This is a genomic window from Candidatus Omnitrophota bacterium (assembly GCA_030688425.1).
Taxonomy (GTDB): domain Bacteria; phylum Omnitrophota; class Gorgyraeia; order Zapsychrales; family JANLHA01; genus JAUYIB01.
This window is the reverse complement of sequence record JAUYIB010000018.1, coordinates 210,866-235,203: the sequence shown is the minus strand read 5'-3', so window position 1 is coordinate 235,203 and position 24,338 is coordinate 210,866. Positions and strand designations below refer to the sequence as shown.

The 24,338-nt window shown below is 57.9% G+C and carries 22 protein-coding genes; 3 read left to right on the top strand and 19 right to left on the bottom strand.

Translation table 11 applies throughout. The features are described 5' to 3' along the window. Positions 1–20: 20 nt before the first annotated feature. From Q8Q08_08065 to Q8Q08_08010, 12 genes are all read right to left on the bottom strand, one after another. Positions 21–221 carry a hypothetical protein gene (locus Q8Q08_08065; protein MDP2653970.1) on the bottom strand — a complete coding sequence of 67 codons (201 nt, stop codon included), beginning with the start codon at positions 219–221 and terminating at the stop codon, positions 21–23. 89 nt (positions 222–310) lie between these two features. Further along, positions 311–2,137: a chloride channel protein gene (locus tag Q8Q08_08060; GenBank protein ID MDP2653969.1), complete on the bottom strand. Its 1,827-nt coding sequence runs from the start codon at positions 2,135–2,137 to the stop codon at positions 311–313. Positions 2,138–2,488: 351 nt separating this feature from the next. Next, positions 2,489–2,923, bottom strand: coding sequence for a 3-hydroxyacyl-ACP dehydratase FabZ (fabZ, locus tag Q8Q08_08055; protein MDP2653968.1), 435 nt, complete (start codon positions 2,921–2,923; stop codon positions 2,489–2,491). 172 nt (positions 2,924–3,095) lie between these two features. Beyond that, complete coding sequence (locus Q8Q08_08050) at positions 3,096–3,839, bottom strand: 3-oxoacyl-ACP reductase family protein (protein MDP2653967.1); 744 nt, start codon at positions 3,837–3,839, stop codon at positions 3,096–3,098. 18 nt (positions 3,840–3,857) lie between these two features. Continuing rightward, positions 3,858–5,096, bottom strand: coding sequence for a beta-ketoacyl-[acyl-carrier-protein] synthase family protein (locus Q8Q08_08045; protein MDP2653966.1), 1,239 nt, complete (start codon positions 5,094–5,096; stop codon positions 3,858–3,860). Between the two features lie 71 nt (positions 5,097–5,167). Then, on the bottom strand, positions 5,168–5,782 hold the full coding sequence (locus tag Q8Q08_08040) for a riboflavin synthase (GenBank protein MDP2653965.1): 615 nt from the start codon (positions 5,780–5,782) through the stop codon (positions 5,168–5,170). A gap of 3 nt (positions 5,783–5,785) precedes the next feature. After that, on the bottom strand, positions 5,786–6,898 hold the full coding sequence (gene ribD / locus Q8Q08_08035) for a bifunctional diaminohydroxyphosphoribosylaminopyrimidine deaminase/5-amino-6-(5-phosphoribosylamino)uracil reductase RibD (GenBank protein MDP2653964.1): 1,113 nt from the start codon (positions 6,896–6,898) through the stop codon (positions 5,786–5,788). Further along, entirely contained in the window at positions 6,898–7,713 is an 816-nt protein-coding gene (locus tag Q8Q08_08030; protein MDP2653963.1) for a PHP domain-containing protein, read from the bottom strand. The genes ribD and Q8Q08_08030 overlap by 1 nt, the downstream gene beginning before the upstream one ends. Positions 7,714–7,820: 107 nt before the next feature. Next, positions 7,821–8,267: a transcription antitermination factor NusB gene (gene nusB, locus Q8Q08_08025; protein MDP2653962.1), complete on the bottom strand. Its 447-nt coding sequence runs from the start codon at positions 8,265–8,267 to the stop codon at positions 7,821–7,823. Between the two features lie 4 nt (positions 8,268–8,271). Then, complete coding sequence (ribH, locus tag Q8Q08_08020; GenBank protein MDP2653961.1) at positions 8,272–8,736, bottom strand: 6,7-dimethyl-8-ribityllumazine synthase; 465 nt, start codon at positions 8,734–8,736, stop codon at positions 8,272–8,274. Between the two features lie 23 nt (positions 8,737–8,759). After that, positions 8,760–9,962, bottom strand: coding sequence for a bifunctional 3,4-dihydroxy-2-butanone-4-phosphate synthase/GTP cyclohydrolase II (locus Q8Q08_08015; GenBank protein ID MDP2653960.1), 1,203 nt, complete (start codon positions 9,960–9,962; stop codon positions 8,760–8,762). Positions 9,963–10,859: 897 nt separating this feature from the next. Beyond that, positions 10,860–11,609, bottom strand: a complete 750-nt coding sequence (locus Q8Q08_08010) for a glycosyltransferase family 2 protein (GenBank protein MDP2653959.1) — start codon at positions 11,607–11,609, stop codon at positions 10,860–10,862. Between the two features lie 183 nt (positions 11,610–11,792). On the opposite strand from Q8Q08_08010, the gene Q8Q08_08005 reads away from it, so the two are divergent. The 3 genes from Q8Q08_08005 to thpR all read left to right on the top strand — a co-directional run bounded on the left by Q8Q08_08005 (position 11,793) and on the right by thpR (position 15,254). Further along, positions 11,793–14,036, top strand: coding sequence for a hypothetical protein (locus Q8Q08_08005; protein MDP2653958.1), 2,244 nt, complete (start codon positions 11,793–11,795; stop codon positions 14,034–14,036). 178 nt (positions 14,037–14,214) lie between these two features. Further along, positions 14,215–14,682: a CinA family protein gene (locus tag Q8Q08_08000; protein ID MDP2653957.1), complete on the top strand. Its 468-nt coding sequence runs from the start codon at positions 14,215–14,217 to the stop codon at positions 14,680–14,682. A 5-nt stretch (positions 14,683–14,687) separates the two neighbouring features. Next, positions 14,688–15,254 (top strand): RNA 2',3'-cyclic phosphodiesterase, encoded by a 567-nt coding sequence (gene thpR, locus Q8Q08_07995; GenBank protein ID MDP2653956.1) that lies wholly within the window; start codon positions 14,688–14,690, stop codon positions 15,252–15,254. A 50-nt stretch (positions 15,255–15,304) separates the two neighbouring features. Here the strand turns inward: thpR and Q8Q08_07990 are convergent, their stop codons facing one another. From Q8Q08_07990 to Q8Q08_07960, 7 genes are all read right to left on the bottom strand, one after another. Beyond that, a complete protein-coding gene (locus tag Q8Q08_07990; GenBank protein ID MDP2653955.1) occupies positions 15,305–16,069 on the bottom strand; it encodes a Bax inhibitor-1/YccA family protein in 765 nt (254 codons plus the stop codon). A 162-nt stretch (positions 16,070–16,231) separates the two neighbouring features. After that, the gene (locus Q8Q08_07985) at positions 16,232–16,699 is read right to left on the bottom strand and encodes a phosphatidylglycerophosphatase A (GenBank protein MDP2653954.1); all 468 of its coding nucleotides are present in this window, start codon (positions 16,697–16,699) and stop codon (positions 16,232–16,234) included. Positions 16,700–16,729: 30 nt separating this feature from the next. Next, complete coding sequence (gene pgsA, locus Q8Q08_07980; GenBank protein ID MDP2653953.1) at positions 16,730–17,320, bottom strand: CDP-diacylglycerol--glycerol-3-phosphate 3-phosphatidyltransferase; 591 nt, start codon at positions 17,318–17,320, stop codon at positions 16,730–16,732. Further along, positions 17,317–18,657 carry a 30S ribosomal protein S12 methylthiotransferase RimO gene (rimO, locus tag Q8Q08_07975; GenBank protein MDP2653952.1) on the bottom strand — a complete coding sequence of 447 codons (1,341 nt, stop codon included), beginning with the start codon at positions 18,655–18,657 and terminating at the stop codon, positions 17,317–17,319. The genes pgsA and rimO overlap by 4 nt, the downstream gene beginning before the upstream one ends. Before the next feature lie 57 nt (positions 18,658–18,714). Beyond that, positions 18,715–19,686, bottom strand: coding sequence for a DUF4115 domain-containing protein (locus tag Q8Q08_07970; protein MDP2653951.1), 972 nt, complete (start codon positions 19,684–19,686; stop codon positions 18,715–18,717). Positions 19,687–19,700: 14 nt separating this feature from the next. Beyond that, on the bottom strand, positions 19,701–21,977 hold the full coding sequence (locus tag Q8Q08_07965) for a DNA translocase FtsK (protein MDP2653950.1): 2,277 nt from the start codon (positions 21,975–21,977) through the stop codon (positions 19,701–19,703). A gap of 224 nt (positions 21,978–22,201) precedes the next feature. Further along, positions 22,202–24,334 carry a polyribonucleotide nucleotidyltransferase gene (locus Q8Q08_07960; GenBank protein MDP2653949.1) on the bottom strand — a complete coding sequence of 711 codons (2,133 nt, stop codon included), beginning with the start codon at positions 24,332–24,334 and terminating at the stop codon, positions 22,202–22,204. Between the last annotated feature and the right edge of the window lie 4 nt (positions 24,335–24,338).

Here is a 24,338-nt window from a genome sequence, read left to right as displayed (position 1 = left end):
AAAAGGAAAAACCCGGGAAATTACAAATTTTTGAATCGCGGGGAAGAATTCTTCTGCGCGGGGAGGAATGACGACAGGGACGCCTGGACATCCTGGAGAAACTGCACGTACTCGCCGGCGCCCTGGGACGGGAACAACCCCAGCATGTCTTCAGGCGTGCGGTTCGGACGGCACGGTTCGCCGTCTTTGAACATCTCCGGATTGTCGTGAGATTCAGACATGGGTCAATCCTTTGTCCCTGAATTTAAAATATCACGTCTCCAGCCGCTTTCCAAACCATTTTTTAGAAAATAAACCTGACAGCCGCAAATCACCCGGAGGATTTCTCCACGGATGGCCTTTCTTGAAGCTTGAGCCACCGCTGAAAATCCTCCCTCTGCGCAAGGGGAAGAACCGCCCAGATCCGGTCTTTTGCGCAAAGGGGCATCTCCCCATGAGGGATCAGCAATTTTTTCCCTCTCTTGACGGAATTGAAACGTATCCCCGGGGGAAGATCAACATCCCGGATCAATTTGTTTACCAATTGCGAACTGGGCGAAATCACAAAAGGGACTGTCGTGACATCCTCCGGCAAAGTTCCTTCCAGCCCCGCCCTGTGTTCGATTTCAGTGCGGCGAAGGATTTCATTGGAATAAACTCTCAGGATGTCCTCCGAATGTAAAACCCCCACGACTTTCGTCGGCGTCTCGGGATCCATCACCGGCAGATGGGAAACATGGGAAGAAGCCATTTGCAACGCAGCGTCGCTTAATGGGTCTGTCGCGAAACACCGCTCGCGGACAGGGAGCGCCACGTCATCAACCAAAATCATCTGAATGTTATCTTCAAATAAAAATCTCTGCACTTCCTGATAATCGATCATCCCTGTGATGTTCCCCTTGGCATCCGTGACAAAGACGGTTTTCCCGGTCCGGCTGGAAAACTTGGCGATCAGTTCCTGGGCCGGAAGAGTATTGAGGGCTGTCTCAAAGTCTTGCCCCATCGCATCCCCGACCTGTAAACCGCCCAATATCCTCGCCTCTTCCAGAAATCCGATATCTATGCCCTGCTGTTTGAGTTTGACCGTATAAATCGAATCACGATGCAGGAACTGGGAGACGGACGTGGCCACTACAACAGCCGCCATGATCGGGAGGATCAAATGATAATTGCTTGTCATTTCGAACACGATCAAGATGGCCGTGACAGGGGCATGGGCGCATGCGGCAAAAACGCAGGCCATCCCGACAAGGGCATAAGCCCCCGAATTTTCCATCGGGAAGGCCACCGAGTGCGAAAGAAGTCTCCCGACGGATCCCCCCAGAACGGCTCCAATAAAGAGGGCGGGAGCGAAAACGCCCCCGGAACTGCCGGATCCGATGGAAATGGCCGTCGCCGCTATCTTCAAAAAAATTAACATCAATAAAAGGAACAACGGTACATTGCCGTGCAAGGCGTCTTCAATCGTCGAAAACCCGGAACTGAAAACCTGGGGGAAATACACACCTATCAACCCCACCAGTAGCCCGCCCAATGCCGGCTTGCACCATCCCGGACTTTTAACCCGTTCCCAGAACGCCTCCGATTTGTGCAATGACCATATGAACGCCACGGCGGCGAAGGCGGACAACACTCCCAGGATCAAATAGACGATGATTTCCCAGGGGCTTTGAAGCCGGTACGGGGGGACGCTAAAAGCGGGAAATTCTCCCAGAAAGGAATGGCTGATGATACTGGCGGAAACCGCAGCCACAACGATCGTACGCAAATTATTGACGCTGAAATCACGCAAAATCACTTCGGACGCGAACATCACGCCCGCAATGGGCGCATTAAAAACTGCCGCAATCCCGGCGGCGGCCCCGCAGGCAATCAAATTTTTCGTCCTCATCAAATTCAACCCGAGGACCTGCGCCGCCGTTGATCCGATAGCGGCGCCCACCTGGACAATGGGGCCTTCCCGGCCGACCGAAGCCCCTGACCCCAAGGACAGGATGGACGCCAAGGCCTTGACGATCACAACCACCGGCCGGATCTTCCCTCTTTTAATAGCGATCGCTTTTAAAACCTCCGGAACGCCGTGTCCTTTGGCCTCCGGCGCAAAGTGGGTCACCAGAGGGCCGACCAGCAAGCCCCCCACCGCGGGGATCAAGATCACCGAATAGGGGCCCAATGTCTCAAGGAGCCTTCCCCCCTGTACAAAAAATAAACGATGGCAAAGATCGACCATCTTAATAAATCCAACGGCAATGAATCCGGTTCCGACACCAACCGCCGTTGCAGTCAATATGGGCATTAAAAAACGCGGACTCGCTGAGAACTCCTGAAAAGCCTGTTTACAAGAAGATGAAAAAGCAGACATTCAAAAACCTTCCTGAATTATTGCAACCAATTACAAATCAATACCCGCCTCGCCCTTCTTCCCAGAAAAAAGCCCCAGGATTCAGAAACTCTGGGGAAAAAGGATGAAGATAGTCGTGAAAGACAACTTGCGCCATCTGCCGGCGTTTCAATTTTCTTTGATTCCGAACCCGATTTCCGCTTCCGCCACCAGTTTTTCCCCGACAAACGCCTGGGTCTTCAAGATGCCGGCCTTGCTCATCAACTTGACCGTGGTGACTTCATAACGCAGCTGGTCGCCGGGAGTGACCGGCGCAAGGAACCTGGCCTCCGCCTTGGCCAGATAATAGATCAGGTTCTTGCCCTGCAGATTTTTACTGTAATAAAAATAAACGCATCCGGCCTGGGCCATGCCCTCGATGATGAGGACCCCCGGCATCACTTTTTCGTCCGGGAAATGGCCGACAAAAAACGACTCGTTGATGGAGACGTTCTTGATCGCGGTCAATTTCACGCCCGGCTCAAGCACGGTCACGCGGTCGATGAGCAGAAACGGGAAACGGTGCGGGATGATCTTCTGGATCTGCCGGATGTCGAGTTCCATGACGATGCCTTTCTGATAAAATTCGCGGGATACCTTCCGTTGCCACTTCGGGGGGCCGGGCTGTGTCCCGCGCGCAGTTCGAGACCGCTTTTACTAAAATTTTGAATCAGAAAAAAGCGGGATCGCGGTTTGAGCACGGGACACACCCCGGCCCTCAGGGGCAAAATTTATTCTACCGGACGGCCAGCCCGCCGTCCACCTGAATCACCTGGCCCGTGATGTATCGGGACTGCGGCCCCAGCAGGAACCTGACGCACGCGGCCACGTCTTCAACACTGCCGATCCGTCCCAGCGGGATGTCCTTAATAATCTTTTCTTTCTGCTCGGATGTAAAACCGGCCAGGATCTCGGTCTCGATGAACCCCGGGGCCACGGCGTTGACCCGGACGCCGTATCCGGCGGTTTCCTTGGCCAGGGCCTTGGTGAAGGCGTTGATCCCGCCCTTGGAGGCGGAATAGTTGGTCTGCCGAGGAAGCCCGACCACGCCGCTCACCGATGAAATATTGACGATGTCGCCGCTCTTCTGCCGCAAAAATGTGTAGATACAGGCCCGGGAGGCGTTGAAGCATCCGTTGAGATTGGTGTCGATGACTTCGCGCCAGTCCTTTTCCTCCATCATGACCAGGGCCTTGTCGATGATGATGCCCGCGTTGTTGACCAGGATGTCCAGCCGGCCGAATTCCTTTTTGACCTCTTCGACCCACGCCTTGACGGCCGCGAAATCCTTGATGTCCACCTGGCTGGCGCGGCATTTCACGCTTAGGGCGGCCGCTTCCTTCTCCAGGGCCGCGGCCTCGGCCCGGCTTTTCTGATAATTGAACGCCACATGGCACCCTTCGCGGGCCAGCATCAATACGATCGCCCGCCCGATGCCGCGCGACGCGCCGGTGACAACAGCCACTTTATTTTCCAAAATCTTCACGTCCGTCCCTCTTCATTTTTCATAACGGCCCAGCACCATGCAGTTATTGCTGCCGGTCGGGCTGAAATTCATCACCAGGATATTCTTCAGCCGGGCCTTGCGGCCCGTGTTGACGACATAATTCAAATCGCAGTCCGGGTCCGGTTCCCGGTAATTGATCGTGGGCGGGATGAAATCGTGGTTCAGGGCCATCAGGGCGGCGGAGACGTTGAACGCGCCGCAGACGCTGAAAGATTCGCCGATCATGGACTTGACCGCCGTGACCGGGACCTTCTTGGCATGGTCGCCGAAGACCTCTTTGATCGCCAGGGCTTCCACCTTGTCCCCGCCAGGGGTGGAATTGGCGTCGGAAAAAATGCAGTCGATATCCGACGGTTTAAGCTCCGCGTTGTTCAAGGCCTCGGTCATGGCGATCTTCAGCCCTGTCCCCCTCGGATTATACTTGTAGCGGCGGGCCGTGTCAAAGCTGTACCCGAAGGACAAGACCTCTCCCAAGATTTTGGCCCCTCGCGCCAGGGCGTGCTGTTCCTCTTCAAAGGCGATCAGGCACGCGCCCTCCGCGAAGGCGATGCCGTTCCTGCGCTTGTCAAACGGACAATTGATGAAAGGCTGTCCGTCCTTCGAACCCGACATAAACTTGAGGGCGTAAAATCCGAAGAACGTCTGCATGCACAGCTCTTCCACCCCGCCGGCATAGACCAGTTTGGCCCGGTCCCACATGATGAACTCGCAGCCGTACTGGATCGCGTCCATGCTGGCGGTGAACCCGGTAGAGATGGTGGTATTAAATCCCTTGATGTTGTTCCAGATGGAAACCTGGCTGGCGGGAGAATTAATGACCGTGTTGGGAAACAGGGCGGGGTTGGTGTTGCGCGGGCCTTCGCGGAGCGTCACCTCGTCGAAATCACTGATGCTTTTCAAACTCCCCAGCGTGGTGCCGCAGGAGACGCCAACGTCGTCCGTGTTCTCTTCGGTGATGGTAAAACCGCTGTCCGCGATGGCGAGCCGTGCGGCCGAGACCAAAAGCTTGGTGCTCCGGTCCAGGGTCCGCAACCCTTTTATGCCCATGTAGATCGTGGCGTCAAAATCGCTGACCTCGCCGGCCTGTTTGACGTTGAACTCCGCCGTGTCAAACAGCGAAACCGGACGGATCCCGTCACGCCCTTCTCTAAGGGCCTGCCAGTAATCCTCCCGTCCCTTGCCGTTGCAGGTCAGGATGCCAAGTCCGGTGATGACGACGCGTTCAGCCATAAGTCCTCTATGTCAGCGCTTTCACAACAGTCATTATTTTAACATATGCCGGGCAGGATGCGGCGCGCGACTTAGAACAATTTTTGAAGGGCTTGTCCCCGGCGTTTCTGAGCGCCCAGGATGTATTTCGCGAGGATGTCCGTTTCCACATTGATGGAATCCCCGGCCCTCGTTGTCCCCAAATTGGTCACGGCGAGAGTGTAGGGGATCAGGTAAACGTCAAAATCATCCTTGCGGACTTTGCCCACGGTCAGGCTGACCCCGTCCAGGGCCACGGACCCTTTGGGCACGAGGTATTTCATCAAATCCTTTTTCACCGAGATCCGAAACTCAACGTAATTCGGCTTACGCACGATCGCGCGCAGACGTCCCACGCCGTCGATATGCCCGGTCACAAAATGCCCGCCGAGAGGGCTGGTCGGTTTCAGGCAGTGCTCGATGTTGACCCGGCTGCCCGGACGGAGGTTTTTGAACGTCGTGGACTCCAGGGTCTCCTTCATCAGGTCGAACGTCACCCGGCCCCGGCTGTTGCCTGTGACGGTCAGGCAGACGCCGTCCACGGCGATGCTGTCCCCTTTACGGCTTTTGCGGAACAGTTTGGCCTGGGCCAGGGTCAAGGTGTACAAATTCAGCTTCCTTTTCACAGCGACGACTTTCGCCTGCCCTTCCACGATCCCGGTAAACATGCGTCACGTCCTTTTTCTGACCGGAGGATAATCCACGGCCCCTTCGATGACAAGGTCCCCCCCGATTTGTTTGACGGAATAATCCCTCAATTTCAAGAAATCCCCAACGCGCGGCGCCGAAAGCCCCTGCACCGACGGCTTGGCCTTTTCATCCCCGGTAACGCGGGCCGCGATCACGATCATCATCTTGTCCACCAGCCGCGCCTTGAGCGCGCTGCCGATCACGCTACCGCCGCCTTCGATCAACAGATGAGAGATTTCCTGTTCCGCCAGATAGCGCATGAGCCAGGCCAGATCCACCCGGCCGCTCCGGGACGGGCAGACCGCCACCGTGACACCCCGCTGCCGAAGAATGTCAACTTTGCGGCGCGAAGCCCGGGCCGTGGTGGCGATGATGCAGTCTTCGGGAGCGGTCTTGCGGAACAATTTGGCGTTGGGGGGGATCCGCAGGCGGGAATCCACGACGACCTTCCGGAACCGCTTCAAACGGTGCGTGGGATTCAGGCCCGGGTCATCCTTGAGCACCGTCCCGATTCCCACCAGGATGGCGTCGAAATACGCCCGCAGACCGCGGGTATGGGCCCGCGCCTCGGCCGAGGAGATCCACTTCGAATCCCCGGAACGCGACGCGATCCTGCCGTCGATGGTCTGCGCCGTTTTAGCCACCACAAAAGGTTTGCGCCGTTTGATATATGTCACAAAGGCCTCGTTCATGGCCCTGATCTCTTTTTCCAGGACCCCGGTCCTCACCCGGATCCCGGCCCGCCGGAGTTTCCTCACAGACTTTCCGTTGGTCAAGGGGTTGGGGTCTGTCATGCCGATCACAACCTGCCGGATCCCGCTCGCGACCACCGCGTCCACGCACGGCGGCGTGCGGCCGGAATGAGCGCAGGGTTCCAGGGTCACATAAAGCGTCGCGCCTCTGGCTGCCGATCCGGCGTTCTTTAAAGCGATAATTTCGGCATGCGGGCCGCCGCAGCGGCGGTGCCAGCCCTCGGCGATGATCCTCCCGTTCTTCACGATCAGCGCTCCGACCATGGGGTTGGGAGACGTTTTGCCCCTCCCCTCCCAGGCCAGCTCGCAGGCCCTAATCATATAATCAACATCCGGATTCATCATGACATTCTCGAGGCGGCGCGCTCTTTCATCCGATCCACAAGATCATAAGGGATCATCGTCTTGGCGATCCAGGTGTTGCGCTTGGCCTTGCCGTGGGCGTCGGAACCGCCGGTCCTCAGAAGGCCGTGTTTCTGGGCGATCCCCTCGTAAAACTGGATCACGGTCCCGGACGTGTTGGGGTAATACACCTCAAGCCCGTCGAGACCGGCCTCCACGAGCCGGGGGATGATCTCGTCCTTGTTCGTCACCATCGGATGCGCCATCACGGCGATGCCTCCGGCCTGATGAATGAGGTCAATGGCCCCCTCGGGCGTGATCTTGAATTTCGGCTCATACGCCGGGGCCCCCTCGCCGATATAACGGGGAAACGCCTGGCGGACATCGTTGATGTGCCCCTTCGCCTTCAACACCGTGGCCAGGTGCAGGCGGCCCAGCGCCCGCGACTGCGCCAGGGCGGCCACGTCCTCGAAGGTGATGTTATCGACGCCGACGGTCTTGAGTTTTTCGATCATGCGGTGGATCCGGTCCGTGCGGGCCTGCTGGAATTGTTCGACCGCCCGCTGGAATCCCTCGTGGGCAAGGTCAAAAAGATAACCGAGGATATGCACGTCCTTTCCCGCGTCCTCAGAAGACAACTCGATCCCGGCCAGGACCTCCAGGCCGAAGGACGCGGCGGCCTCCCGGGCCGGGACGATCCCGTCAACCGTGTCATGGTCCGTGATCGCGATACAGCCCAGCCGGGCCTGCACCGCCTCCTCCACGACTTCCCGGGGGGACGAGGTACCGTCGGAAAAATGAGTATGGATATGCATATCTGCGTTTGGGGATATCATATTCATAAATATGGGATGGCGCTCAGCGTATAGAAAGTTTAATCCTGACGAGATCCCCTGAGCGCTAACCGCTGAACGCTGATCGCTTATTTTGCTTGAGAGGATTTCTTCGTGGTGTCGGTGGCGATTTCGGTCTTGTGGATCTTGTCCAGGATCCCGTTGACGAATTTGCTGGAATCCAGATCGCCGTATTTCTTGGCCAGCTCGACGGCTTCGTTGATGGTGACCTTGGGGGGGATGTTGGGCGCGAAGTGCAGCTCAAAGACCCCGATCCGCAGGACGTTGCGGTCGATGATGGCCATGCGCTTGAGCTGCCAGTTGGTCGCGTATTTGGAAATTTTCTCGTCAATGGCTTCCCAGTTCGCTTCGATGCCGGCCACAAGAAAATCGGTGAATTCCCGGATGTCCGGGGAAAGCTCCTCTTCAAAATTTTCCCAGAATTTTTCGGCCGCCGCCGGCAAAGGCCGCGCCGTGACTTCCTTCTGGTAAAGGATCTTGAGAACGCACTCCCTGGAAAAGGTCCGTTTGCGCATAGGGTCAGATCTGGTTCAAGGTGTCGATCATCTCGACGGCCGTCCGGGCCGCGTCGCGTCCCTTGTTGTCCCCTTTGGGTTCTGACCGTTTGTACGCCTGGTCCACCGTGTCGGTCGTGATCACGCCGAAGACGACCGGCTTGCCGGTCAGCAGCGACACCTGGGACATCCCCTCGGCCGCCGCCCTGGACACCAGGCTAAAATGGATGGTTTCCCCGCGGATCACGGCCCCCAGCCCGATCACGGCATCGACATCCTTGCGCCGGGCGCATTTCAGCGCGGCCACGGGGATCTCAAACGACCCCGGTACCCACACCACGGTCACGTCCGTTGCTTTGACGCCCAGCTTCGGCAGCTCGATCAGGCATCCGTTCAACAGGCGGCGGGTGATGAAATCATTGAATTTGGAAGCCACGATCGCGACTTTTTTCGCGCGGCCGCGGCTTTTGGACAGGCGTTTCTTAGGCATCTGCGTGTCGCCTCGAAAGGGTTTTATAAAATATGTCCCAGTTTGTCTTTCTTGGCCTTGAGGTATTTCTGGTTGACCGGCGTGTGCGGGACCTTGATGGCCACCCGCTCCACAACGGTCAAGCCGTAGCCTTCGAGACCGACGATCTTGCGGGGATTATTGGTCAACAGCCGGATCTGCTTGATCCCCAGGTCCACCAGGATCTGGGCGCCGATGCCGTAATCCCGCAGGTCCGCCCCGAACCCGAGAGCTTCATTGGCCTCGACCGTGTCCATCCCCTGGTCCTGGAGATTATAAGCCTTGATCTTGTTGACCAGCCCGATCCCGCGGCCCTCCTGGCGCATGTACAGCAGCACGCCGGAGCCGTTGGCCTGGATCGCCTTCATGGCGCTGTGCAACTGGGCGTTGCAGTCGCAGCGTTTGGACCCGAACACGTCGCCGGTCAGGCATTCGGACTGGACGCGCACCAGTTCGGGCACGGTCCCGTCCACGGTGCCCATGACCAGGGCGATGTGCACGGAGCCGTCGATCTCGGATTCATACGCGGACATTTTGAATTCACCGTATTCTGTCGGCAAAGACGCCTCGACGGTGCGGTGCACGACCTTTTCCGAACGGCGGCGGGCTTCGATGAGGCTTGCGATCGAGCAAATTTTGAGGTTGTGCTCTTTGGAGAATTCAACGAGATCTTCGGTCCTGGCCATGGTCCCGTCTTCATTCATGATCTCGCAGATAACGCCCGCGGGATACAGGCCGGAGATGTTCATCAGGTCCACCGACGCTTCCGTGTGGCCGGCGCGGACCAGGACCCCGCCCTTGCGCGCACGCAGGGGGAACAGGTGGCCCGGGGTCACCAGGTCTTCGGCCTTCGAGTTCGGGTCGATCAGGACCTGGACGGTGCGGGCGCGGTCAAATGCGGAAATCCCGGTGGTGATGCCTTTCGACGCGTCCACGGAAATGACCCATCCGGTGTTGCAGGCCTGGTGGCCGAAATTCTGGGTTTCGTCCTTCATGGGATAAAGTCCCAGTTCATACAGGCGGCCTTCTCCCATGGGGACGCAGATCAGCCCCCTCGCGTGCCTGGCCATGAAATTGATTTTATCAGGCGTGATGAACTGCGCGGCGCAGAGGAGGTCCCCCTCGTTCTCGCGGCCTTCGTCGTCCATGACGATGACCATTTTTCCGTCCTGCAAATCCTTGATGATTTCCGCAATGGTGTTGAACATACGATTGGCCCTTTGTTAAGGTTGTTGAGATTTATCCGTAATCTTGATCCCGGGGCACGGGCCGCGGGAAGAATCTCATCGGGAAAATTTGCTCTTTGTGTCTTGATCCCGGCTGCCTGACCGCTGAAATCTTGACCCCGCATGATTTGCTGTCGTAAATCTTTGGAAGATCCCGGCTGCCCCATACGCTGACGCGGGGCAAGACAGCGCTGTTAGATCAGAACCCCGCATGATTTGCTGCGCAAATCAGGGCTGCGGGGTTAATTCGGTCATACAACTTATGTTCGTCCCGCCTTGAGCGGGACTCCATAAGTTGTGACCTCATTAATTCGCCCAACAAACTTACGTTCGCCTACGGCTCCGTAAGTTTGGGGCTCATTAAAAAAAATTCCCGAGCAAGCATGCTCGGGATTGGATATTGGCAACGGAAATAGAGCAACGGCCCTGCCCGGGGAGAAATAGGATAGACTTCCGTCCCGGAATAGAGCTTCGCCTAAGAATCGATTAATCCGTTGCTTTCTCCCATCTAGGCTTTCTCCCGGCCGTCGCCAAAGAAGAACCGCTTTGGCTACGGGGGGACCCCGTGTCGAGCACGGGACTATTGGCTCAAGATTCGCACTTGATCTGCCCCCACACCTTCGCTTGCGCGAAGGACCGCAGTAGGAGCTCGTAGGCTCATTCCCCGTAACAAACCGGGAAAATTACTACCAGCTGGGATTTACACCCGTCTCCGAATCGGCCTTCCGGCCCTTCGAAGTTCCCGAAAGCATTGTAGCTAATATAAGCGAAATCCCCGCAAATGTCAAGGGACGCCCCTTCGGGTCGCCACTTGGCCGTGGCATGACCACGGCCAAGTACTGCATCAAGCCACGGGCAAAGCCCGTGGCATCTGATTTGTCAAGCTGAGGGAGGCAAACCGGCCTCCCGGACGATCCGGCCCCCCGTCACCGCCGTTTTGCCGGCCGCAGCCTGTCTTTTCCCTAAGATCATCTTCAGCAAACCGCCGAGGCACTGGAGCCCGTCCTTGAAACGATGGAATTTGGACAAACCGATCCGCTGGGAATAGTCGATATGGACCTCCCCGCACTTGACCCGAGGGTTCAAATAAGCATTGATCTTGATCTCCTGGGAAAAACCCATCCCGGGGTTGGCCGGGAGGATCTCCGGAAGGATCTTCCTGCGAAAAACCCACATCCCTGACTGAAGGTCCTTAAAACCCACGGGCAGGAACCGGTGGACAAACCACAGGCTCACACGATTGGCCCACTGGTTGACCCTGGGCATGCTGGCCTGCTGTTTCAGGGGGAAACGGCACCCCGAAACAAAATCATACCCTTCCTGAAGGACGAGTGAAAGCATCTTGGGGATGTCTGCCAATGGATATGTCCCGTCCCCGTCCATGGTGATAATCACGTCTCCGGTCGCTTTCGGCAGGCCGGCCTGGTAGGCCATCCCGTAGCCGCGGCGCGGCTCCGGGACCACCCTGGCCCCGTTCTCGCGGGCGACTTGGGCCGTCAGGTCTTCGGACCCGTTGTCCACGACAATGACCTCATCGATAAAATCCGGCCTTTCCTGCAACAACCGGGCGATCGCCTTCTCCTCGTTGAGGCAGGGAATGACAAGGGACACAGTGCTGGCGTGAAACACGATCCGACCCTTTCTGCGGGAAGGTCCCCTGGAACAAAACGGAGCGGGTCATTCCAGAAAACCATGAACTGGCAAAGTTAACAATTGCCAAATGGGTGTTCTTCGATTAAAGTATTTCTTAATACTTCCGTCGATTAAAGCTTTTGAATCATAACATAATTTTCTACCCCGCACAAATAACGCATGGGATTTCTTTTCATCAATGGCCTCATTTTCTTCACCCACATTCTGCTGGCCCACCGCTTAGGGATCCCCGGGTTTTCCGGCCGGCTCCTCTATGCCGGGGTTTTATCCATGGCGCAAATCATCTCCTGGGAAATCATTCTTGGAATTTTCGGCGTCTTGTACCGCGCGCCTCTCATCGGAATGCACCTGCTGACCTGCGCAGGCATTTTCCTGCTGGGCATCCCGGGAAAAAAAAGGATCCCCGGCTGGCTGGCCCTGGACGCGCGCGTGATCCGCTCCGTCGGGCGTGACGCCCTTTTCTCTTTTGAAAATGCCTGCCTGCTCGGCCTTGTGGCCTTTGTTTCCGCCTGGCTTTTTGTATCCGCCTATTTTCTCCCCCCGAGGGGAACCGACGATTTGAGCTATCACCTCCCGGTCATTTTTGAAACCATCCTGCACCACAAAATCCAACTCTTGCCCGTAGACCTGAACGGCCATTTCGCCTTCCCGATGAACGCCGAGATGCTGTTCCTCTGGCCGGTCATTTATTTTCACCATATCCGTTGGGTGGACATCGTGCAATGGGTTGTCGGATTCTTTGGAGTCCTCGCCATCTACCGGTTGGCCGGAATATTCTCGGTCCCGCGGAGGGAATCCATTTTCATAGCCCTGCTGTTCCCTCTGATCCCCCTGGTGATCACCCAGGGAGGGGTCAATTACATCGACCTGATCATCTCCGTTTTCTATCTGATCTCGCTATGGCTGGCGGCAGAACTTTATCTTCAGACCCGGGACGGCAGGTCCGCCGCCCAGGCGCTCCCCTATCTCTACGGGCTGGCGGTCTCCACCGGGCTCCTTCTGGGGATGAAATACATGAACATCCTGCTTGTTTTGGTCCTGCAGGTTCTCGCCATCCCCGCGATGACACGGCTGCCCCGTCGCCATGTCCTGCGGTGCGCGCTTCTCGCCCTGCTGTTCGGAGGGTACTGGTACCTGCGCAATCTTTTCCTTCTCGGCAACCCGATCTACCCGATAGATCTCCTGACCCACGGTTTTGGCATTTTCACGGAAGGACCCCAAACGGAGCATATCGGATTTTGGGCTGCCAACCTTAAGAAATGGCATCTTTTATTTTTCAAGGACTCAGGGATCGGGACTTTCAACGGCGGATTCGGGCTCACCTTTTGGGGAATGGCCTTCCCGGCCTGGGTCATGGCCTTTTGCTCCGCAGTATTCAGCCAGGGGAAAAACCGGTTCGTCAGATTTTTCATTCTGGCCCAATTCCTGTTCGGCCTATCTTTGCTCCTCGGCGTCAGCCTCCGCCAATTCCCCTACACGCCCCGCTACGCGATCTTCATCGCCGGGCCCGCATTGATCGCGCTCGGGACCATCCTGGCCGCTTTTCAGAAATCCCGGCCATACGCCGTATTAACAAAATCCCTCTGCATAGCGTTCTCTTTTCTTTCCCTCACTTCTCTCCCCTGTTATTACTGGCCCATTTACCGTATTGCGCAACCGATTTCCGACTTCAGGCGAGGAGAGCCTCCTTCAGAATTCAAGTATTACCAAGACGGCACAGAGTACCTCAAAAACATGAAAACCGGAGCGGAACCGCTTGATTTCATCACCCGGCCCCAGGGAGATCCCGGCCTGCGGATTTATCTTGCATCCGATGGGAATTCATTTTGGATTGGGAGTTTTTACGGAAGCCGGCTTCAGAACCGCATCTGGAACATCCAGGAGGACAAAGACCGGGGCCCTGCCGACGCTTTTTATTTTCAGGCGATTGAAAAAGACGAGTTGAGGTTCTACGGAGGCACCGTCACGCCAGAGGACATGGTCGGGGACCCGCAGAAAATGCTGATTGCCACATCCACCTATTCCATGCTTTTCCTGGATGCCGCTGTCCTTCAACACCAGGAACGCCGGCAGAGACTCCTGACCTACTATCAGCACCACTACGCGTCGACCATCCAGCAGGCGAAGGAGGAGGTCCTGCCGGCCCTGGAATCGCAAATCCCCATCCTCATAACCCATCCTTACGGAGCGGTCTTGAGGTCCCTGCAGTTGAACGATGAGCTGCCAAACCCATTATACTGGGTCCCCGGGAATTACGAGGGCCGGCTCCTGGCGCAATACAGATGGCCCGTGGTTTACACATTTCAGAAACCTTTGCAAGATTATCAACAGCGAGAAATCTTGACCTTGACGCTCAAAGATCAAACGTCCCTCAAAATTTTCAAGAACACAAAAATGCAATGAGCGATTTCTCCCGGGAAAAAATAAAAATCACGCTGATGTTCCTCATCCTGGTCATCAGCAGCTTCTGGCAATGGAGCTCCCGTCACACTCCTTACGAAAAAGGCATTCCCATCTTTTTCAATAATTTACAAACTATCATAAAAACCCTTTGGCCATAATCCGCTGTTGAGGTGATCCCATGACACTCGAGCAAAAGGTCGCGAACCGCATGGAACAGCACGGGAAATCCTTAGCCGTGGCCGAATCCTGTTCCGGCGGGCTTCTGTCCCACCGGCTGACCAATATCCCCGGGAGTTCGCAGTTCCTGAAATTTTCCCTCGTGGCCTATGCCTACGAGGCCAAAACACGCCTGCTCCATGTCCCGCCCGCCCTGCTCAAGAGATACGGGGCCGTGAGCGAGCCCGTGGTCCGGGCCATGGCGGACAACGCCCGGAAGCTTTTAGGAACGGATTTTTCCATCGGTATCACCGGCATCGCCGGCCCCGGCGGGGCGACGGCCACCAAACCGGTGGGGCTGGTCTATATCGCGGTCAGCTCCCGCTCCCGGACCGTTTGCCGCCGGTGCCTCTTCCGCGGCAGCCGGCTGCAGATCAAAAAACAATCGACAGACCAGGCTCTGAGAATGTTGCTGCAATTCCTCGCCTGAAGGCCATGGAAAAAATCCGATCTTTCATCGCCATGGAACTGGCCCCTCAAGTCCGAGAACAGCTGAGGGACATCCAGGCACGGCTCAAGCCCCTCGATCTTGACGTGAGCTGGGTCAAACCCGAAAACATCCACATCACCCTCAAATTCCTCGGGGAAGTTCCGGATAAAAAAATCCATGACGTCCAGGACAGCCTTCCGGGTATTTTCAAAAACCTGCCGCCCTTTCCGATCGCCCTGGGCGGCCTCGGCGCGTTCCCTCAACCTGAACGCGCCCGCGTCATCTGGGTCGGGCTTTCCGAAGGCGAAGACCGCGTCAAGGCCGCGGCAGAAACGCTGGAACACCGCCTGGGGCTGATGGGATTTACAAAAGAAGCCCGGGGATTCACGGCCCACCTGACGCTGGGCCGCGTCAAATCCGGGAAGAATCTACCCCGGCTTGTCCAGGCTATCCAGGATCTCACGCCGCCGCACGGCGCCCGGCAGACCGTCTCCCGCATCGTCCTCTTCAAAAGCACGCTCCACTCCTCCGGCTCGATCTACGAGCCCCTCTCCGCCGTTTCCCTTCAATAAAAAAGGAGGCCCTTGGGGGGCCTCCTGTGAAAAATGCGGACATCTGACGCTTAACGTCGCCGTGTTTTGGCCAGCAGCCGGAGAATCTCCATATATAACCAGATCAAAGTCACCATCAGCGCGAAAGCGCCGTACCACTCCATGTGCTTTTGCAGACCCTGCTCACAGGCATTGTCGATCATGTCAAAATCCAGGACCAGGTTCAAAGCGGCGATGACGACGACCACCACGCTGAATCCGATGCCGATCGGCGTGGCGGCGTGAATGAAATTGAAAATGCCGACGTTGAAAAACGAAAAGACCCAGCTCACCAGATAAACCAGCATGATCGCCCCTGTCGCGGCGACGATGCCGAGCCGGAACTTGTCGGTCACCTGGATCAGTCCGGAGCGGTACGCCGTCAACATGCACAACAGCGTCCCGAATGTGAGCATCACCGCCTGCATCACGATCCCGGGATAACTCATTTCATAATAAGCCGAAATCCCCCCCAGGAGAAACCCCTCGCAGATCGCGTATACCGGCGCGGTGACAGGCGACCAGGAAGGGTTGAACACCGTGACCAGCGCGATGATGCCGCCGACCACCAGCGAAATAAAAATCAGGGGCATCAAATAACCGGCGGCCTGCGCCGGTTCCGTCCCTTCGGCCAGCCCCATGATCTTGCCCCAGACCCAGGAGGCCCCGCCGACGATCAGCGCCAGAAGGATAAAACATTTATTGACCGTTCCCCGCATGGTCATGGTTTCCCCCATGCCGTGGCTTCTTGCGTTCAGGAACATCCCTGCCTTCAATGCCGGATTGCTTGTTCTCATTTTGTCCCTCCTCAATGATGGCCTGACTTACGGAAGTCCCGTGAAACGGGACGACGTTAAGTCAGGCGCCCGAACCCCTAATTTTGTCCTTGGTGGTTTGGCCCAGACGGGGCAAACCATTGATCCCGCGGCTTTCGCCAGAAGCGGGATTCCCTTTTATGGCTAGGCCATCCCGGCGATGCGGATGGCAACGTGCATGACAATGTTCGTATAAATCCCGGCGATGATGTCGTCCATCATGATCCCGGCGCCGCCCTTGAGGTCTTCGAGCCTGTTGGCCGGATAGACCTTGAACATGTCGAACGCCCGGAAAAGAAAAAAGGCCGTCATATAAACCGGGGCCGTCATGGGCAGAAGAAACAGCGAGATCATCATGCCGCTCACCTCGTCGATGACGACGCACGACGGGTCTTTTTCCCTCACGGCCGTCTCCACCCGCGACCCGGCGGCGAACCCCGCCCAGGTGACAAGGGCGAAAACCGCCAGATAAAACCCCGGGTTCGGCTGCAGGGCGATGCACACCAGCACCCCCGCCGCGCTGGCAAAGGTCCCGGAGGCGAACGGGATCAGACCGATATAACCGAACGTGGCGAGAAACCGGCTCAATTCATCCAGCATTTTTGCGGACATTCAAGTCTCCTTCACAGTTGGGACGCAGGATCAGGACGTGAGACCGTTAAAGAAAACGACCCTTCGATTGTTCCAAAAATACATGACGCCGGAAACGACGGTCAGCCCCACCGTCAGAAACATGAACACGTCGATGCCGCGCAGGCATCCGGTCTGCCACGACGGGGACAAACGGCCGAACAGGCCGGCCTCCCGGGACATCAAAAGGATCAAGATCAAAAGGATCCCGAACAGCTGGGCGACCGTCTTGCATTTCCCGGCCTTTTCCGCCGCGAGCACCCGCCCCTTGCGGTTCATGGCCGCCAGCCTTGAAGCGGTCACGGCGACCTCCCGCACAAAAATCACCGCAAACATCCAGGCCGGGATCAACTGGCGGCCGGAAAAAATATAAAAGGCCGACAGGACCAGGAACTTGTCGGCGATCGGGTCCAGGATCTTGCCGAAATTGCTGACCTGGTTGTATTTCTTTGCGTAATAACCGTCGTAAAAATCCGTCCAGGACGCCGTCATAAAGGCCGCGGTGGCGAGGACCGCCGCCGTCAGCCCCGAACGGTCCAGGGCGAAGATAAAAACCACCGTCAGGAGGATCCGGGACATCGTCAGGGCATTGGGAAAGTTCATGCCGTTTCTCCGACCAGATCGTACTCGTAGGCGTCCGTGATCCGCGCTGTCACGAAATCGCCGGGCGACAGGTCCCTCGGCGCGTGCACGTACACGACCCCGTCCACGTCCGGCGCGTCATACTCGCTACGGCCGAAAAAAACGCGGCCGTCGCCCTTCTGTTTTTCCTCGATCAGCACCCGGAGGGTGCGCCCGACAAATTTCTGGTGAAGGTCCTGGGCTATTTTTTGCTGCTCGCGCATCAACTCGTCCATGCGGCTGCGCTTCACGCGGTCCGGGACCTGCCCGGGCATGTCAAAGGCCGGAGTGCCCTCTTCGCGGGAGTACACGAACACCCCCACGCGCTCAAACCGTTCTTCCCTCACAAAATCCATCAGCTCGTTGAAGTCCCTGTCCGTCTCGCCCGGAAGCCCGACGATGAACGTGGTGCGCAGGATCCCCTGCGGCATCTGCCGGCGCAACTTCCGGATCAAATCCCTCGTCCCCTGGGTCGTGATCCCGCGGTTCATGCTCGATAAGAGCGGGTCGCTGATGTGCTGGAGGGGCATGTCGATGTACTTGCAGATCTTTTCTTCGCGGGCCATGACGTCAATGAGCTCATCGGTGACGTGCGCCGGGAAGGCGTACAAGAGCCGGACCCACTGGATGTTCTTCGTGACCGGGATGATCTCCTTGAGCAGGCGGGCCAGACTTTTCTCGCGGTAAATGTCCATGCCGTAGGCCGTGATGTCCTGGCCGATGATGTTGATCTCCTGGGCGCCGGCCTCATCAAGGCGCTTCACCTCGGTCAGGACCGATTCGATCGTGCGGGACACGAATTTCCCCTTGATGCCGGGGATGGCGCAAAAACTGCAGCGGTTGTAGCAGCTCTCGCAGATCTTGACGTAAGCGAAATGTTTCGGCGTGAGAGACACCGAGTCCGGCACGGCCTGGCGGTCGAGCTTCTGGACGCCGAGGATCGCGTCGATGCCGTCGATCTCGGCGGCGAGCTCCTTGCCGTACCGCTGAGCCAGGCATCCGGCGACCACCACCCGCTTGATCTTGCCCTGTTTCTTGAGCTCGATCAGGTCCAGGATGGCGTCGATGGATTCTTTCTTGGCGTCCTCGATGAACGCACAGGTGTTCACAATGGCCACGTCCGCGCGGTCCATGTCCACGATGGCATGCCCGTCCTTTTTGAGTTTCCCCAGGATGGTCTGGGAATCCACGAGATTGCGGGCGCAGCCCAGGTTGACCATGCCGATCTTCTGCCCGGCGTAGATCCGCTCGTTCAGAAAATCCAGCGTGGTCCTGATCCCCTTTTTCTTCAGCACATCTTCTTCCGCGGGGCGAATCATGAATAAATTCCTTCGCGCACAGTTTATCCTCCGGATCCCCGGGCCGGGGACGCGGGATTACTTTTTGACCGACAAGCCGTCTTTGGTGATGACGACCTTGCGGGTACGGCTGCCGGTCTTGCCGAGGGAACGGAGTTCTCCGTTCACCTCAAATTCAAGATAATTGATATTGTTGCCGGAGAGCTCGATGGATTCCTTGGCCTGCCAAGTCTCGACGATCCCCTTTTCCAGGGTGGAACGAAAAACCACGCTGCCGTCGGTTTTCACCTGGAGCCAGCTGCGCTTCTTGGCCCTGACCGTGAGGTTCACACCTTTAAAGGCGGGCTTCTTGGCCGCGGGTGACGCGACATCGGGATCAGATTCCGCCGGTGGTTCCTCCCGGGACTGACCGTCCTTCACGGACAGGAGGACCGTTTCCGTTTTGGGTCCGGATTGGGGTTCCGCCTTGCCGGCCGGCTCGGGTGCGGCCTTGACCTCAGCCTTTTTCTCCTGCGCAGGCGCGCCCGGCTTTCGGAGGACCGCTTTTTTCGGGACCGCCACGGCCGGTACGGCCGCCGCTTTCCTGGGCTGTTCGCGTTTGGCCGGAGACTTCACGGCCGTCGCGGCCGCCTTGTTCTCCTTCGGCGCGGGCTTCCCGCCCCACCATCCGAAAACCTTCCCGGCGAACAGCAACGCCACCGCAATCCCCAGGCCGATGACCAGCTGCTGTTGACGATGCTTTGTCAACAGCGTCCCCATTTTCAGATGGAATTCTTCATCGGGATGCTTGTCCTTGAGGACCTTGGGAAGCTTTTCCGTCTGATAATCGTCGATCACCGTCAACGGATCGATCCCCAGATACTGGGCGTACATCTTCAAAAACTGTTTGCGGTAAAACGGGGACATGGACCTGACCGTGTATCCCTCCTCGATGGCCTTCAGGGCGTCCAAAGGGATCTTCGTCGCCTCATGAACGGTCATCAGAGGGATGTCGCGGGCCACCCGCGTTTCTTTCAAAATGGATTCTTTGCGTTTGGGGACGTCAGTCATAGGGTCCGATAAAATTATTGGGATTCTTCTTCCGCGCCCGCCGAAGCGGAATCGGCGCCTTTCATGTTCTGCATCAGCCATTCCTCGCGGTTAATGAGAATGTCGCGGGGCTTGCTTCCGCAATACGGGCCGACGATGCCGTTCTGCTCCATCATGTCGATGAGCCGCGCCGCGCGGGTGTAGCCCAGCCGCATGCGCCTCTGGAGGATGGACACGGACGCCTGGTTGGTCTCCAGGACCAGGCGCAAGGCCTCGTCGTAAAGCTCGTCTTTCTCGCCGTTCACTCCGCCACTCTGGGACGACTGGTGGTGGAGGATGCTGTCGTCATACTCGGGTTTCTGCTGCTCCTTGATGAAAGCCATCACCTTGTCGATCTCCTGGTCCGTGACAAAACTGCACTGGCCGCGGGTCGGCTTGGCATCGCCGGGCTTCATGAACAGGAGGTCCCCTTTGCCCAGCAGGTTTTCCGCGCCGTTCATGTCGAGGACGGTGCGCGAATCCACCTTGGAGGCCACCTTGAAGGAGATCCGCGCCGGAAAATTGGCCTTGATGACGCCGGTGATGACGTCCACCGACGGCCGCTGGGTCGCCAGGATCAGGTGGATCCCCACCGCGCGGGACAGCTGGGCAAGCCGGGTGATCGCGCTTTCGATGGTCTTGGCCGAGACCTGCATCAGGTCCGCCAGCTCGTCGATGATGACCACGATGTAAGGCATCTGGAAACCCTTGGCGTGATAAGCGCTGATGTTGCGCACGCCGGATTTCGACAACAGCGAGTAGCGCGACTCCATTTCGCTCACGATCCAGTTCAGCGCGGCCGAGACCTTTTTGTGGTCCGTCACCGCCGGGCACAGCATGTGGGGGATATCGTTGTACATGGTCAACTCGACCATCTTGGGGTCCACCATCAGGAATTTGACCTCGTCCGGCGAGGCGTTGTACAGCATGGACATGATGAGGCTGTTCACGCAGACCGTCTTCCCGGACCCGGTCGTGCCCGCGATCAACAGGTGCGGCATGTCGGCAAGGTCCGCGATCATCGGCATGCCCGAAATGTCCTTGCCGATGGCCAGCTTCAGCTTGGACCCCTTTTTCTGGTCCAGCAGGTTCGGGATCAGCTCCTTCAGAAAGACCATGGCCGTTGAACTGTTGGGGACTTCGATCCCCACGCGGTTCTTGCCGGGGATCGGCGCGACGATGCGCACGGTGGACGCCTTCATGGCCAGGGCGATGTCATCGGACAGGGTCGTGATCCTCTGAACCTTCACGCCCGGCGCCGGCTCCAGCTCATAACGGGTGATGACCGGCCCCCGCTCGATGTCCGCCACGCGGGCGCTGACGTTGAAATCGGAAAGGGTCTCTTCGAGGATCCTGGCCCCCTGGTGAAGATCGCTCTGCAATTGGGAACTGGACACGGGAGGCGGATCCGCCAGCAAATCCAGCGTGGGCAGGCGATAACTGCCGACGACGATCGGCTCGGGGACCCGGTCAGGCTTCGGCGGCTCTTCCGGCGGCGCCGTGATGCGGATCTGCGGCTTTTCCGGCACCGGCTCCCTGGCCGGAGGCGGAGGTGGAGCCATCTTTTTCAACAATTTGTCTTTAAGGGACTCTTCCTCTTTCTTCCCGGCGACCCGGACTTCCGGCCGTTCGGTCGGCCTCGGCGGGGCCTTGACCTTGACCGGCTCGCGGAATTTTGGGACCGGCTTCACGGAAACTTTCGTCTGCCGGCTTTCCTCCCATCTCTCCCGGAATGCCGCAAGCGCGTCCTGGGCCGAACCGAAAGCCTTGAACACCAGCGGCGACACCAAAACCTCGGCGATCACGATGAGCGTCAGCGTGCCCATGGCGATCAGGATCACGTAAGCCCCGACGGTCCCGATGTAACGGACCAAAAAGTCCGACCCCAGATACCCCACAAGCCCTCCGCGCAAAAAACGCACCGTGGATTCCTGCGCGCCGGCCAGGCTGAACAATGAGCTCACCACGCAGATCGAGACCAGAAAACTCACGAATTTCGAAAAGGAAAACAGGATGGCCCGGGACGTGAATTTGTTCCATCCCCAGAAAATGAGGAACACGACGAGGCAGTACGCGCTGTACCCGAAAACAAAAAACAGCGCGCCCGCTCCGTAAGCGCCGACAATGCGGATCAGGTTCTTGGCCGGGGTGTTCGGGTAGGGCGTGAACCAGGACAGGTCTTCGGGGACAAACGAAGCCAGGCTGGCCAGAAGGATCAGGCCGAAGGCGAGGATCACAACGCCCTGGATTTCGTTGATATGCTCTTTTTTCATAGGCCGGGAAAAACGAAACCGCGGCGAGGGAAAATCCTTGCCCCCTCCGTCCGGTTTTAAAATAATATTGGTATTATTATAACAACCAAAAAAAGAATCTCAAAGACTATTTATGGTCTTTGGGGACCGCGGTGAGGATCAGAAGACAAATGCGTGGGAGGGCGAGGGGACCACAGAGGAAACCCCCTGCGCCCCGCGGAACGCGGAACGCAGGGGGATAAAAATTACTGCTTCTTCGCGACAAGGCCCAGTTCTTCGTCGGCCTTTTTCTTGCTCAGGTTGACCCGGCGCATATCATCGATCTCGACGAGCTTGACCTTGAACTGGTCGCCCACCTTGACCACGGAGGCCACGTCCTTGACGTAGGTGCTGGAGAGCTCCGAGACGTGGACGAGCCCTTCCTTGCCGGGAAGGAACTCGCAGAAGGCGCCGAAATTGGTGACCTTCTTGACCTTGGCGTCGTAAATCCTGCCGATTTCAGGGTCCTCGGTCAGGCCGCGGACGAAGACCAAGGCTTTTTCAGCCGAAGCCATGTCGGTGGACGAGATCAGAACCGTACCGTCGTCCTCGATGTCGATGGACGCGACGCCGGTCTCTTCGATGATCTTCTTGATGGTCTTCCCGCCGGAGCCGATGACCTCGCCGATCTTTTCCGGGCTGATCTGGCAGGTGACAATCTTCGGAGCGTACTGGGAGATCTCCTTGCGCGGAGCCGGGATCGCGGCGTGCATAATATCCAGGATCTTGAACCGCGCGTCGCGGGCCTGTTCCAGGGCCGCGCCCAGCAGGTCCAGGGCGACCTTCTTGACCTTCATGTCAAGCTGGATCGCGGTGACCCCCTTGCGGGTGCCGGCGACCTTGAAATCCATGTCGCCGAAATGGTCCTCAAGCCCCATGATGTCCGTCAAAAGAACGGCCTTCTCGCCCTCGGTCACCATCCCGACGGAAATTCCGGCCACCGGCTCCTTGATGGGAACGCCGGCGTCCATGAGCGACAACGTGCTGGCGCAGACAGACGCCATGCTGGACGAACCGTTGGACTCGAGGATCTCCGAAACGACGCGGATGGTATAGGGGAACTCGTCTTTCCGGGGCAGAACGGCCTTGAGCGACTTGGCAGCCAGCGCGCCGTGTCCGATCTCCCGGCGGCCGGGACCGCGCATCGGGCGGGTCTCGCCGACGCTGAACGACGGAAAATTGTAATGCAGCATGAAGGTCCGGTAACTGGTGCCTTCCAGGGATTCGATGAGCTGTTCGTCGGTGCGGGTGCCGAGGGTCACGATCGCAAGACTCTGCGTCTGCCCGCGGGTGAACAGGCTGGATCCGTGGGTCCGCGGAAGGACGGAGACCTCGCCGGAAATCTGGCGGAGGTCCTTGGGGCCGCGGCCGTCCGCGCGCCGGTTCTTCTCGAAAATCATCCGGCGGACTTCCTCATACTCGACCTGGTCGATCAGGCGGCGGATCTCCGAGACCGGGATCTCGTCCTGGCCTTCGGCCTTGTAGGGGTCGAACACCGACATATCTTCCGTGACATCGTTGACGAGGTCGCTGATCGCGTCTTCGCGCTGCTCTTTCTCGCCGAGCTGATAGACCTTGGACAGGCGGTCCCTGGACAGCTCTCGCACCTTGTTCAAAAGCTTTTCGTTGGCGGGCAACAGGACCACTTCGGATTTCTCCTTGCCGGCCTCTTTGCGGAATTCCTTCTGGATCTCGCAGAGGGGCAGGAGGGCCTTGTGGGCAAACCGCAGGGCCTCCTCCACCTTGGCCTCGGGAACTTCCTTGGCCTCGCCTTCGATCATCACGACGCCGCCGCTGTGGCCGACGACGATAAAATCAAGTTCGCATTCTTCGCGCTGTTTGAACGTCGGATTGATGAGCCATTCGCCGTTGCACGACGCCACGCGAACCGAGCCGACGGGGCCGTCAAACGGGATGTCGGAGATCATCAGGGCCGCCGACGCGCCGTTGAGCGCCAGCACGTCCGGGTCATTTTCGCCGTCGCTGCTCAGCACCGTGGCCACGACCTGGACTTCGTTAAAAAGCCCTTCGGGGAACAACGGCCGGATGGGCCTGTCGATCATACGGGACGTCAGGATCTCCTTCTCGGTGGGACGGCCTTCGCGCTTGAAGAACCCGCCCGGGATACGCCCGGCGGAGTAGGTCTTTTCCTGGTATTCAACGGTCAGAGGGAAAAAATCGATCCCCTCTCTTGGTTTCTGGGCGATACAGGCGGTGACGAGAACGATGGTCCCGCCACAGGTGACAGTCACGGCGCCGTTGGCTTGTTTGGCAAGTTTGCCGGTTTCCATAGCCAAATTCTGGGCGCCGAACGGAATTTCAATTCGTTCGATCTTCATGGGA